The organism is Actinosynnema mirum DSM 43827 (genome assembly GCF_000023245.1).
In the GTDB taxonomy this organism is placed as follows: Bacteria; Actinomycetota; Actinomycetes; order Mycobacteriales; family Pseudonocardiaceae; genus Actinosynnema; species Actinosynnema mirum.
In genome coordinates, this window is the sequence record NC_013093.1 from 895,834 (window position 1) to 908,550 (window position 12,717).

The following is a 12,717-nucleotide window of genomic DNA, read 5'->3' on the forward strand; positions in this document are numbered from 1 at the left end:
ACCACCGGGTCTGGCCCCGAGCCCGGCGGGGTACAACAGGGGCGGGGGCCGCGCCCCCACCCCGGAGGCGACGACGCCCCAGCGCTCCCCGTCCGGGGGGCCGAGGGCCGTTCGCGCCGAGGCGGCAGGCCCGAGCGAAGGAGCGAAGTGACCTCACTGGAACTGGTGCGGGAACGGCTGGCGTCGTTCGCGGAGCGCGGGGCGGCCGACGTCTCCCCGCTGTACGCGCACCTGGCCGCGCGCGCCGCGACCGACGACGCGGTGGCCGGTCTGCTGACCGCCGCGCCGGAGCGCTTCGCGCGCCCCACCCTGCTGCTGGCCGCCGCGCACCGGCTCGCGCAGGCCGAGCCCGTGCACCCGCTGTCCCGCTACTACCCGACGCTCGGCGGCACCCACGGCCCCGACGAGGGCACCTGGCCGCTGTTCCGGGACTTCGTGCTGGAGCGGGCGGACCGGATGCGCGAGCTGATCTCGACCCGGAGCACCCAGGGAAACGAGGTCGGCAGGGCCGCGCTGCTCTACCCGGCGCTCGCCCGCGTCAAGGGCCTGGTGGGGCTCGTGGAGGTCGGCTGCTCCGCCGGGCTGCTGCTGGGAATCGACCGCTACTCGTACCGCTACCAGACCGAGCAGGCCGGGCAGGTCGCCGTAGGGCCTGCCAAGGCGACGGTGGGCGTGCACTGCGTGCTGGAGCAGGCCCCCGGCGCGACGATGCCCAAGCTGCCGAAGTCGGTGAAGGTCGGGGCCAGGGTCGGCCTGGACCGCGCGCCCGCGGACCTGGAGGACGAGGAGACCTACGCCTGGCTGGAGGCCTGCGTGTGGGCGGACCAGCCGGAGCGCCTGCGCCTGCTGGGCGTCGCGGCGGCGGCCCAGCGCAAGGCGAAGCCGGAGTTCGTGACCGGCGACGCGGTGGCGGACCTCGCCAAGGCCGTGGCCCTCGTGCCGGACGACCAGCAGCTGGTGGTGCTGACGAGCATGGTGCTGCCGTACGTGCCCGTGGCCGACTTCGTGGAGGCCCTGCGCACCCTGGGGCGCCCGCTGACGTGGGTGAGCCTGGAGGCGTACGGGACGGGGCTGGCGCACCTGCTGCCGGGACGCGCGGAGCTGGAGGACGGGCACGTGGTCGGGCTGGTGCGGGTGGAGGACGGCGAGGTGCGCTCGGCCGAGGCCCTGGCGCTCACCGCCCCGAGGGGGCAGCGGCTGACCTGGCTGGCGTGACGGGCGGGCGCGGGGGAGCGGCTCACCCCAAGAGCGAGCCCCCTGAACGGCCCCCGGAGCGGGCCGCTCCCTCCACCCGCCCGGTGGATGATCAAGATCACACAGCGCCCTCCGCCCACCCATCTCGGTGCGCTCGCCCTGTTCAGCGCTCACTGAGACCGCGCAGGTGAAGCCCCGGTCACCCACCGCATCCACAACGTCACCCGCAGGTCAACCCCTCAGCCACCCACTCCACCTGACCGGTTCGCGCCTCACGGGAACCTCACGCGTCCGGGTGGTAGAAAGATCGTCCCAGGGCTTCGGCCCGGCCTCCCCCGCGTCCCGTGCACCTGACGTGGATCACCGGTGTGGCGAAGATCGCAACTACCGGTGAACAGGTGTGCCCGAAGCGTCGCCAGGGCATTCGATCTCCGGATAGGCGCAGGCAGGGGGCTTGTCCTCGGCCCTCGCGCGCCTTCGCGCCTGCGAGGCGCCGCCACCCCGCGCTGCCCCAAGATCGTCACTCTGCGTATTTGTTTTGCGGACATTCGGACGATCAAGCACAAATGATCGCCCCCGGCGGGTCCGAACGGATGACGCGCCGTCGCAACCCGTCCCTCACCTGGGGGATCAGCACTGCGCAGCAGGTGGCAGCCTGCGCTCGGCCGCCGTCCCGGCTGCTCTGGAGCGGCGCATCGCGTCGCGTGCGCCCAGCGTTACGGCTACTCTCCGTCGTGGCACCGGTTCGGCGGTGCACCGCGCTGACCCATGTGCGGTACAAAGCTCCCAACGTGCTGCCTGGTGCGGTACAACGGGTCTCACTGGCGCCAAACGGGTGCGGTAGCGAACGGGGTTGATCATCGTGAACCTGAAGAAGATCCTCACCTTCGCCGGAGTCGGCTTGCTCTTGTTCTTCCTCATCGCGGAGCCGACCCAGGCGGCCCAGACGGTGACGAACATCCTGAACACGCTCCGGGAAGCAGCTGAGGCGCTCATCACCTTCGTGAAGCAGCTCTTCTGATCCAACCCGGCTCACCGGCTCCACCCCCACCGGCGCGGAGGGTCACAGCATGTTCGCACCACGAGACCCCGACGAGTACCTGCTGTCGACGGAGCGAAGGGTCATCAGGGTCCGCAGGCACTGGTCAGTGCTCCTGGGAGACCTCCTGGAGGCCTTCGCCCTGCTCGCGGGCTGCATGATCATTTCTTCACTGCTGCCCCAGAGCCTCGGCTTCGTCCAGAACATCCTCTGGTACGCGTCGCTCATCGTGGTGCTCAGGCTGGCCTACCTCGTGATCGAGTGGTGGGTGGAGCGCATCGTCGTCACGGACAAGCGGTTCATGCTGACCTCGGGCGTGTTCGACACCAAGGTCGCCATGATGCCGATCTCCAAGGTCACCGACCTCACCTACGAGCGCACCTTCGTCGGACGCATGTTCGGCTTCGGCACGCTCGTGGTGGAGTCGGCGGGTCAGATCCAGGCGCTCAACCGCCTGGAGTTCCTGCCCAACCCGGAAGAGGTGTACGACGCCATCTCCGAGTTGACCTTCGGCGACAAGAAGGCGCAGGCCGAGCGCTTCTCCATGATCAAGGCTCAGCGGGCGGCCCGAGGTAAGAAGATGGTCCCCTAGTAGTTCAGACTGGGCGGGTGCGCATCGACCTGCACACCCACTCGACCGAGTCGGACGGCACCGACACACCCGCTGGACTGGTGGCCGCCGCGGCTGACGCAGGCCTGCACGCGATCGCGATCACCGATCACGACACCGCGGCAGGCTGGGCGGAGGCCGCGGCGGCGCTGCCCGCCGGGATGCGCCTGGTGCGCGGCGCCGAGCTCTCCTGCGCCTCCGACGACGGCCGGGGCAGGGTGATCACCGTCCACCTGCTCGCCTACCTCTACGACCCCACCTCGCAGGCCCTGGTCGAGGAGCAGCAGCGGCTGCGCCTCGAACGCAGGCAGCGCCTGCGGCTGATGGCCGAGCGTATGCGCGAGGACGGCTTCCCCGTGGACCCCGACGAGATGATGGCGTCCATGCCCGCCGACGCCCCCGCAGGCCGCCCCCACCTCGCCATGGCCCTGATCAGGGGCGGCGTGGTCACCAGCGTGGACGAGGCCTTCGCCCGCTACCTCACCTCGGGCCGCTACTACGTCCCCAGAACCGACACCCCCGTCGCCCGCGCGATCCAGATGATCGAGGACGCCGGCGGCGTGACCGTCCTGGCCCACCCCTTCGCGGTCTCACGCGGCCCGGTCATCAACGAGGAGGTCCTGGCCTCGCTGGCAGCCCGTGGCCTGGCGGGCGTAGAGGTCGACCACCCCGACCACGACCCCGCGACCCGCACCCGCGTGCGCGGCCTGGCCCGCGAACTGGGCCTGCTCACCACCGGTTCCAGCGACTACCACGGCACGAACAAGACCACCCGGATCGGCGCGGAGACGACGTCCCCGGAGGTCCTCGACGAGCTGGCCGACCGCGCGACCGGCTGCAAGGTCCTCACGGGCTAGGAGGGCAGGCGGCCGGTGCGCGCAGAACACGCGCCCGCCCCGCCTCCACTCCCGCCCCGCCCCCCACTCCCGCCCCGCCTCCACCCTCGCCCCGCCCCCCACTCCCGCCCCGCCCCCGCCCTCGCCCCGCCTCCACCCTTGCCCCGCCCTCCACTCCCGCCCCGCCCCCCACTCCCGCCCCGCCCCCGCCCTCGCCCCGCCTCCACCCTCGCCCCGCCCTCCACCCTCGCCCCGCCTCCACTCCCGCCCCACCCTCGCCCCCGCCCTCGCCCCCACCCGTCCAGGGCTCCACGGTCGTCCAGGGCTCCCCACCCGTCCAGGGCTCCCCACCCATCCAGGGCTCCACGGTCGTCTAGGGGTGGTGTCGATGCGCGCTGTCGGTGGTCCTCGGTAGCGTTGTCCCCGTGCAGGAGCAGCTAGGTCTGGACTTCGGCGCGCCTCCGCGCAAGCTCGTCCGGGTCACCCCCGCCAAGCTGGCCACGTGGGCAGACTGCCCACGCAGGTTCCGCATGGCCTACGTGGACCGCCCGAGCCCAGGTCGCGGCGGCCCGTGGGCGCACAGCGCCATGGGCGCGGCCGTGCACAACGCGCTCAAAGCCCTGTTCGACCTACCACCAGCCCAGCGCTCACCCGACCGCTCCGTCGCGCTGCTCAACCGAGCCTGGAAGTCCGACGGCTTCCAGGACGCCGAGCAGTCCTGGCGCTACCGGGACCGCGCCGCGGGCTGGGTGCGCGACTACGTCGAGACCCTCGACACCACGATCGACCCGATCGGCGTCGAGCGCTGGGTGTCCGCCCCCACCGGCACGATCGTCGCCGAGGGCCGGGTCGACCGGATCGACCTGCGCGGCGACGAACTGGTGATCGTCGACTACAAGACCGGCAAGCACGCCCTCTCCACCGACGACGCCCGAGGCTCCCAAGCCCTGGCCCTCTACGCCGTGGCCGCCCGCCGCACCCTGCGCAAGCCGTGCGCCAGGGTGGAACTGCACCACCTGCCGACCGGCTCGGTCGCGGTGTGGGAGCACACCGAGGAGAGCATCGGCAGGCACGTGGCGCGCGCCGAGGAGGCCGCGGACGACATCGTGCTGGCCGAGAGCACCCTGGCCGCAGGCGCGGACCGCGACGAGGTCTACCCGCCGAGGGTGGGCAGGCAGTGCTCGTGGTGCGACTTCAGACGCCACTGCCCAGAGGGCCAAGAGGCCGCGCCGACACTGGAACCCTGGGCGCTACTCGCCCCCTGACCACCCCACCGCCCCGCTGGTGGAACGACGAGGGTGCAACCGACGATGGGGAAACCATGGCGATGAGTGACGCGGCGACGGTCGAGTTCCCCGCGCAATCCACACGCCCCCACACCCCGCAGCGCCCAGACCCGGCGCCGCTGCGACTGTGGCGTGGCCTCAGCGGCTCCCTGGCGGCAGGCCTGGTCCTGCTGCTGGCGGTAGAGCTATTCGTGCAAATCTGGGCCTCAGACCGCTCAGTGCCAGGCCCTGGAACCGGAGTGGTAACCGGCCACGCAATCGCAGCCGCCCTGGCAATAACCGCCCAACTGGCAGCAGACCGCACAAAGGGCTGGACCTCAGCCGCCCTGGCAACAACCGTAGTACTGGTAACCGCCCTGGCTCTTTGGTTCCTCTGGTGGGCCTAACAACAGAGACAACAGAAACGACCACGCCGGGCACGCTGACCGCCTCGCACGCTGACCGCTTCGCGGGCTGACCGCTTCGCGGGCTGCGGGGCGAGCGCAGCGAGCCCACGCAGCCCCCATTCCCGCGTCCCTCTTCTCCGTTTGGCCTGGCGAAGCCCGAGCACGCTTGTCAAGATGCCGCCGCACTGCCACGGCAGACCGCCCGAGTCATACGGCGTCTTGACGAGCGTGCTTGCCTGAAAGGAGGCCAAACGGAGAAGAGGGACCCGGACCACCGCAGTGGTAAACGGGACCACCGCCCCAACGGTCACCGGCCGACAGAGCCCGTCCCCCTCTTTTTTGGAGGTCTGCCCCGCCGGCGAGGCGTGCCCTTCAGCTTTTGACTTTCAACCCCCAACCCCAACCCCCTACCCCAACCCCCAACCCCCTACCCCAACCAAGACCGCCAGGTGGGCAACAACGTCCCCAACAACTCCTCCGGAGCCTCAGTGTTGGGCGAATGCCCAACCCCGCCCAACACCGCAAAATCCGCATCCAACCGCTCAGCCATATCCCGCTGCGCCGTAGGCGACCAGGCGTCATCCAACGCCCCGCACACCACCAACCCAGGCACCCCGCCCACCCGCATCACCCTGGCCAACTTCGCCACCAGATCCGGTTCGACCCGCAACCCCTCGCCCATCCCGAGCATCGCGGCCGTCCCGGACCGCAGGAACCGCGTCCGCCAGAACTCCACCAGCGCCGCCGTCGCACCCCCGCGCAGCGGATCCGCCAACCTCCGCGCCTCGACCACCGCGTAAGCCGCTTCGAGCCCTCGCTCGCGCACGATCCGCTCACCAGCGTCCAACGCCGTCCGCCGTGCCCCCTGCGGCAACTCCGAGGGCCCGGACGACAACAACGTCACCCCGCTCACCGGTGCCCCCGCGAGCACGGCCCCCCGAGCCACCAGCCCGCCGAACGAGTGCCCCAGCAGCAGCACCCGCCGCCCCTCGGCGACGAGCTTCCCCACCAGCTCCGCGACCACCGCGCCCAACGCCTGCGGCCGGTGCTCCCGCTCCACCTCGGACCCCGGTGACTCGTACTGCCCAGGCAGGTCCACCGCCACCACCTCGAACCCGGCGTCCGCGATCGGGTCCACCAACGGCGCGAAGTCCTCCTTGCTGCCCGTGAACCCCGGCAGCAGCAACGCCGTGACCCCCAGGTCAACCCCCACCGCGGGCGCCCTCAGCGCAGCCAGGTGCCCGTGCCGCGACGGCAGGTCCACGCGAAGTGCCCGATGCGGGGTGAGCTGCGCTTTCTCCACGCCTAAAGTCTGCCCTAAGACAGCCCTACCGCAGCGCGACCAGCTCTCCCCCGCGCTGCTCCAGCACCACGGGCCCGTTGGTCGCCATCACCACGTCACCGCCGTACCCACCCCGGTTGACCGGGATGCTCCCGATCTCCTCACCGGTCACCTGGTCCAGCACGACCAACCCCTCCGCCACCGGGAGCAACGCCTTCCCGGCCAACGAGGTCCCGGCCCCCACCGTCCCCTCCCTGGTCCACCGCGGCGTCAAGTCGTCCAACGACAGCGCGATCGTCCGCGATCCCGTGTACCAGTAGACGTTCGCCGTGCTGTGGTAGGTCGCGGCCACCCGCCCTGGCGGGTCTCCGGCCAGCTCGGCCTCGCTCACCTCGACGGGGATCTCCGAGATCAACCCACCGGTCTGCGCGTCGAACAGCACCAGCTTCCCCGCCGCCGCCACCGCAACCCGGTTCGCCGTCACCGCGATCACCCGAGCCCCGGTGGCCCCCACGCTCACCGTCGTGATCACGCCGGGCTCGTCCGACTTCTCCGGGTTCGGCTTGAGCACCGTCACCCGGTCACCCGACTCCAGGTCCGGGCAGCGCTCCAGCACCGCGACCTTGCCGCCCGTCACCGCGAACGACCCGTACGTGCAGTTGGTCCGGGGCTGCTTGTTCGGGTTCACGATCGCCCTGAGCTGCCCGTACTCCATCGACCGCACCAGGTCGTCCCGCCGGTACACCTCGAAGTACCGCTCCCCGGTGACCACCACGTGCGAACCCTCGTTCAACAACCTGGTCCCCAGCTCGGCGTCACCGTCCCGCTGCGGCCCGCGCGCGCCGGAGGCCGCGTCCAGCGACGTGACCTCCGAGCAGTTCGTCCCCTTCGTGTGCACGGCGAACGGCCGGTTCCACGCCGTGCCCACCGTGCACAGCGGCAGGTCCCTGCCGTACCGCCACCGCACGTCCCCGGTCAGCGGGTCCCGGCCGACGACCTCGCCGCCCTCGCCGGTCACCACGACCCCGTTCGCCACCACCGGCCCCGGCGTGGCCGGGCTGGCCGCCCGCCACACCTCGGACAGCGACGGCGGCAGCGCCGTCGCCTCCGGCAGCGCGGGCAGCTCGCTCGGCCCGGTCTGCGACGTCGTCGCGCGCACGTCGCTGGTCAACCACACCAGCAGCCCGCCGAGCAGCGCCCCGACCACGACCAGCGCCACCGCCGCGTAGTCGCGGCGGGTGCGCCAGGGCCGGGCGGACGGCGGCGGCACCGGCCCGTCGGGGCCGACGCCTCCCGCAGGGCCAGCGCCCTCCCCGAGATCAGCGCCCTCCCCGAAACCGGGTCGCTCCCCGAAACCGGACCGCTCCCCGAGACCGGACCGCTCCCCGGAACCGGGCTGTTCCCCGAGACCGGGCTGTTCCCCGGAACCGGGGCGCTCCACCCCGCCCGGCGCCCGGAGCACGTCCTCCTCCGGCGCCCCCGGCACGACGCGCCCGTCCGACTCCGCCTGTTCCGGCTGGACCACTGCCCGGCTCCCGAGTGCTCGGCTTGATCGCTGTCGTGCCTCAGTCTGCCGAGGGAGCCGTCTCGGTGGTAGCACCGGCCTCCCCGGAAGGACGGCGACGCCTGCGCCTGCGCGGCTTGGCGTCACCGGACGCCTCAGCCTTCGGCTCCTGCGCCTGACCGGTCCCCGACCCGGACTCACCGCCGCCGACCTGCGCGGACGCCGCCGCGGACGTCGCCGCGGACGTCGACGCGGACGCCGACGCCGATGCCGACGCCGACACGGACTCGCCGCCCGCCCCGTCACCGGCCGCCTCGCCCGAGGACACGCCGCCCCGGCTGCGGCGCCTGCGCCTCGGCCTGGTCGACTTCTCCTCGCCCGACTCGCCCGCCTGCCCGGCCTGCCCGCCCTGCTGCGGGGCGCTCGACGCGGCCTCGCCCTCGCCCGAACCGGCGCGCCCGGTGCGACCGGTGCGGCGACGGCTCTTCGCGGGCTTCTTGTCGCCCTTCAGGTTCTCCTCGGGCTCCGCGTCCAGGCCCGCGCGGGTGCGCAGCCCCAGCGGCAGCCTGCCGGTCGACCCGGCCGGGATGCCCAGCTCGGCGAACAGGTGGTCCGAGGTCGAGTAGGTCTCCACCGGGTCGCGCTTGCCCAGGTTCAGGGCGTCGCTGATCATCTGCCAGCGCGGGATCTCGTCCCAGTCCACCAGGGTCACCGCGACGCCCGTGCGGCCCGCGCGGCCGGTGCGGCCGATGCGGTGCACGTAGGTCTTCTCGTCCTCGGGGCACTGGTAGTTGACCACGTGCGTGACGCCCTCGACGTCGATGCCGCGCGCGGCCACGTCCGTCGCGACCAGCACGTCGATCTTGCCGGAGCGGAACGCCCGCAGCGCCTGCTCGCGCGCGCCCTGGCCCAGGTCGCCGTGCACGGCGGCCACCGCGAACCCGCGCTCGGCCATGTCGTCGGCGACCTTCTGCGCGGTCCGCTTGGTCCGCGTGAAGATCATCGACAGGCCGCGGTCGCGCGCCTGGAGCACGCGGGCCAGCAGCTCCACCTTGTCCAGCGCGTGCGCCCGGTAGATGAACTGCTCGGTGCGCTCGTGCACCGCGCCCGCGTCGTTCTCCTCGGCGCGCACGTGCGTCGGCTGGTTCAGGAACGTCCTGGCCAGCGTGATGATCGGCCCCGGCATGGTCGCCGAGAACAGCATGGTCTGCCGCTCGTCGGGAACCATCCGCAGCACCCGCTCGATGTCGGGCAGGAAGCCCAGGTCGAGCATCTCGTCGGCCTCGTCCAGCACCAGGCTGCGGACCTTGCCCAGCACCAGGTGGCGCTGCTCGGCCAGGTCCAGCAGGCGGCCGGGCGTGCCGACCACCACGTCCACGCCCTTGCGCAGCGCGGCGATCTGCGGCTCGTACGGCCTGCCGCCGTAGATCGCCAGCACCCGGACGTCCATGTGCTTGGACGCGTCGGTCAGGTCGTGCGTCACCTGGAGGCACAGCTCGCGGGTGGGCACGACCACCAGGGCCTGCGGGGTCCCGTCGCCGGGCGTGATCACCCGCTGGAGCAGCGGGATGCCGAAGCCCAGCGTCTTGCCGGTGCCGGTGCGGGCCTGGCCGATCACGTCCTCGCCCGCCAGCGCCAGCGGCAGCGTCAGCTCCTGGATGGCGAAGGCGCGCTCGATGCCCGCCTCGCCCAGCGCGCGGACTATCTCCTCGCGCACGCCCAGCTCGGTGAACGTCGGCGCCTCCGGCTGCACCGGCGCGTTGGCCTCCAGCGGGCGGGAGTCGTCGGTCTCGGGCAGGCCCGCCTCGCTGTGCTCCAGCTCAACCGGGTCCACGTGCGTGTCCTCGTTCGTCGCGGTCAGGATGATCGCCTCTCTCGTACCAGCGCGCACGGCCTGTACGGGCCGCTCGACCGCGCCTGCCGCTCAGCGGTCCGCTCGGGGACCGGGCGTGGCGCGGGAGGGCCTGCGAGGTTTGTGCGCGCACCCTCACCAGGCGGCACGGTGCCGCCGTGATCCACCCGTCTGCAGCGCACCACGCCCCGGAGTCCGGGGGACCCCGCTCGGGAACCCCGCTTCGGGACCCCCGTCTCGGGGCGCGGCGGCGTCGTGCGCCGGGCGTCAAGGGGAAACTGTACCCGGTGACCAGTCCGTTCGTGCTGGAAAGCCGAGCGGTCCGCGCGTGCGTCGCGCCTCATCGGGCCGACTAGGCTCGCTCGCATGAGCGACGCTGTGGCAGCTGGGGCGGTCGGGTCTGACCAGTTCGCGGAGGGGGTCGTCGACCTGCTCGGCGCGCTGGCGTACGGGGAGCTGTCGGCGTTCGAGCGGCTCGCCGAGGACGCGAAGGCCGCGCCGACGCTGACCGGCCGCGCCGCTCTGGCCCAGATGGCGGCGGCCGAGATGGGGCACTTCGCGCTCCTGGAGCGGTACCTCGCCGAGCGGAATCACTCGGTCGAGGAGGCAATGGCCCCGTTCGTGAAGGGCTTCGACGGGTTCCACGCGTCCACCGCGCCCCGGACCTGGCTGGAGTCGCTGGTCAAGGTCTACGTCGGCGACGGGCTGGCGGCCGACTTCTACCGCGAGGTCGCCGAGTGGCTGGACGACTCGGCGAAGCCGCTGGTGCTCGCCGTGCTGGCCGACACGGGCCACTCGGCGTTCGCCGAGCGCGAAGTCCGGGCGGCCTGCGAGAGCGACCCGGCGCTGCGCGACCGGCTCACGCTGTGGGGGCGCAGGCTCCTCGGCGAGGCGTTGACGCAGGCCCAGTACGTGGTGGCCGAGCGGGACGGGCTCGCCGAGCTGATCGTGCGCGGATCGGGTGACCTCGCGGGCATCGCGGCCCTGTTCCGCAGGCTCCAGCACAGCCACACGAAGCGCATGGCGGCGCTCGGACTCGGCTAGGGTTGCGAACGGTTAGCCAACAACTCGCGCACGGAGGTCAGCGTGGAGGTCAGGGTCGGCGTCGTGGACAGCCCCAGGGAACTCGTGGTGTCGAGCGCACTCACCCCCGAAGAGGTGGAGTCCCAGGTCGGCGACGCGCTGAAGGCGGGCAGTGGTCTGCTGACGCTGGTCGACCAGAAGGGCACCCGGTTCGTCGTGCCCGCCACGCGCGTCGCGTACGTGGAGATCGGCCCGGCGGACGGCCGGAAGGTCGGCTTCGCGGCGAGCTGAGCCAGGCCGCCGGTCCACGACCGGCTGAGCCGCACGAGCTTCACCCGAGGGGGTGGCACCGGACCGGTGCCACCCCCTCGGCGCGTCCGGGTGAGGGCGAGGGCTCCGGACCGGGGTGGGGGAGTTCGGCGCTCGGGTGTCGGCGGTTCGGGAATCCTGCGGGTCGAGCGCTCAAGCCGCGGTGAACGGGGGCGCGCCGGTGCCCGCGACGCGGTAGCGGCCCCACGGGTCGGGGTCGCCGAGCGAACCGGTCGCCGAACCCGCCGGGGTGCGCAGGTCGGCGGTGCGGGCGCCCGCCTCCACCAGGCCGGTCACCCGCGGGTCCGCCGCGATCCGGCCGTACCAGTGGTACCGGCCGTCGATCGGCTGGAAGAACCCGCGCAGGTCCACCTCGACCCGGACCTCGTGCCCGCCGAGCACCAGCACCGCCGGGCCGGAGTAGCCCTCGTGGTCCTCGGTCTGCTTCTCGGTCTGCTTCTCGGTCTGGTCCTCGGGCTGCTCATCGGGCTGCCCCGCACCGCCTGCGCCTGCTAAGCCCTCAGGCCCCGCGCCCGCGCCCGTCACGGCTGCTCACCGACCAGCCGCAGTCCCGCCTGCCCCGGACCGGCCTGCGCCTGCCCTGCTGCCCCGCTCGCCCCGGTCACCGCACTCGCCCCACTAGCCCCGGTCACCGCACTCGTCCCGCTCGCCCCACTCGCCCCACTAGCCCCGGTCACCCGAGCCTCGATCGGCTCGTCCGGGTCCAGCACGACCCCGGCCGACCGCAGCAGCCCGTCGAGGGCGTGCCAGATGATCGTGCTCAGGTAGTCGCCCAGGCTGGCCCGCGACATCGACTGGCGGTCCAGCCACCAGTCGCCGGCGTTCTGCACCATGCCGACCAGCGCGTGCGCCCACGGCTCCGCGCCGCCCGAGTCCATCCCGTTCGCCCGGAGGAAGTCGCCGAACAGCCTGGTCAGCGCGGTGGCGATCATCGCCTTGTCCTCGCCGACCACGTCCTGCTCGACCGGTCGCTCGGCGAACGCCGCGCGCACCACGAACCGGTACAGGTGCGGGTGCTCCTCGATCACCGACAGGTACGCGTCGACGATCCGGGTGATCCGGGCCCGCAGCGACCCGTCGCCCTCGATCGCGGGCCCGAGGCGGTCCATCAGCAGCTCGGTCGCCCGCCTGCCCACGGCCAGGTACAGGTCGGCCTTGTCGGCGAAGTGCCGGTACAGGACGGGCTTGCTCACCCCGGCCTCGCCCGCGATCTCGTCCATGCCCACGTCGGCCCCGTGCCTGGCCACCGCCCGGATCGTGGCCTCGACGAACTCGGCCCTGCGCGCCTCGCGGTGGCCCTTCCAGCGCTCCCGCCGCGCGTCCGTCCCGCCCTTGACAGTCCGCACCATGCGGCGCACGCTACCAGAGGTAACCG

Annotated in this window: 12 protein-coding genes; 7 read left to right on the plus strand and 5 right to left on the minus strand. The window is 72.7% G+C overall.

All coding sequences use genetic code 11. The annotated features are described in order from the left end of the window. Window positions 1–147: 147 nt before the first annotated feature. From AMIR_RS04095 to AMIR_RS04110, 5 genes are all read left to right on the plus strand, one after another. Window positions 148–1,215, plus strand: coding sequence for a DUF2332 domain-containing protein (locus tag AMIR_RS04095; RefSeq protein ID WP_012783440.1), 1,068 nt, complete (start codon window positions 148–150; stop codon window positions 1,213–1,215). 841 nt (window positions 1,216–2,056) lie between these two features. Further along, window positions 2,057–2,215: a hypothetical protein gene (locus AMIR_RS39975; protein WP_012783441.1), complete on the plus strand. Its 159-nt coding sequence runs from the start codon at window positions 2,057–2,059 to the stop codon at window positions 2,213–2,215. Window positions 2,216–2,264: 49 nt separating this feature from the next. After that, complete coding sequence (locus tag AMIR_RS04100) at window positions 2,265–2,825, plus strand: PH domain-containing protein (protein WP_012783442.1); 561 nt, start codon at window positions 2,265–2,267, stop codon at window positions 2,823–2,825. Window positions 2,826–2,842: 17 nt separating this feature from the next. Further along, window positions 2,843–3,700 carry a PHP domain-containing protein gene (locus AMIR_RS04105; protein WP_012783443.1) on the plus strand — a complete coding sequence of 286 codons (858 nt, stop codon included), beginning with the start codon at window positions 2,843–2,845 and terminating at the stop codon, window positions 3,698–3,700. Between the two features lie 404 nt (window positions 3,701–4,104). Beyond that, window positions 4,105–4,944, plus strand: a complete 840-nt coding sequence (locus AMIR_RS04110) for a RecB family exonuclease (protein WP_012783444.1) — start codon at window positions 4,105–4,107, stop codon at window positions 4,942–4,944. Between the two features lie 834 nt (window positions 4,945–5,778). On the opposite strand, the gene AMIR_RS04115 is transcribed toward AMIR_RS04110, so the two are convergent. From AMIR_RS04115 to AMIR_RS04125, 3 genes are read right to left on the minus strand one after another with little or no spacing between them, the layout of a single operon-like run. After that, window positions 5,779–6,654, minus strand: coding sequence for an alpha/beta fold hydrolase (locus AMIR_RS04115; protein WP_041836570.1), 876 nt, complete (start codon window positions 6,652–6,654; stop codon window positions 5,779–5,781). Between the two features lie 25 nt (window positions 6,655–6,679). Beyond that, complete coding sequence (locus tag AMIR_RS04120) at window positions 6,680–8,158, minus strand: Rv3212 family protein (protein ID WP_012783446.1); 1,479 nt, start codon at window positions 8,156–8,158, stop codon at window positions 6,680–6,682. 40 nt (window positions 8,159–8,198) lie between these two features. After that, window positions 8,199–10,028, minus strand: coding sequence for a DEAD/DEAH box helicase (locus AMIR_RS04125; protein WP_012783447.1), 1,830 nt, complete (start codon window positions 10,026–10,028; stop codon window positions 8,199–8,201). Between the two features lie 327 nt (window positions 10,029–10,355). Between AMIR_RS04125 and AMIR_RS04130 the strand changes: the two genes are divergently transcribed. Both AMIR_RS04130 and AMIR_RS04135 read left to right on the plus strand, forming a co-directional pair. Beyond that, window positions 10,356–11,033, plus strand: a complete 678-nt coding sequence (locus AMIR_RS04130) for a ferritin-like fold-containing protein (RefSeq protein WP_012783448.1) — start codon at window positions 10,356–10,358, stop codon at window positions 11,031–11,033. Between the two features lie 42 nt (window positions 11,034–11,075). Then, window positions 11,076–11,303 (plus strand): DUF3107 domain-containing protein, encoded by a 228-nt coding sequence (locus AMIR_RS04135; protein ID WP_012783449.1) that lies wholly within the window; start codon window positions 11,076–11,078, stop codon window positions 11,301–11,303. 171 nt (window positions 11,304–11,474) lie between these two features. On the opposite strand, the gene AMIR_RS41470 is transcribed toward AMIR_RS04135, so the two are convergent. After that, window positions 11,475–11,867: a DUF4873 domain-containing protein gene (locus AMIR_RS41470; protein WP_012783450.1), complete on the minus strand. Its 393-nt coding sequence runs from the start codon at window positions 11,865–11,867 to the stop codon at window positions 11,475–11,477. After that, complete coding sequence (locus tag AMIR_RS04145; RefSeq protein ID WP_012783451.1) at window positions 11,864–12,691, minus strand: TetR/AcrR family transcriptional regulator; 828 nt, start codon at window positions 12,689–12,691, stop codon at window positions 11,864–11,866. Before AMIR_RS04145 ends, AMIR_RS41470 begins: the two co-directional genes overlap by 4 nt. Between the last annotated feature and the right edge of the window lie 26 nt (window positions 12,692–12,717).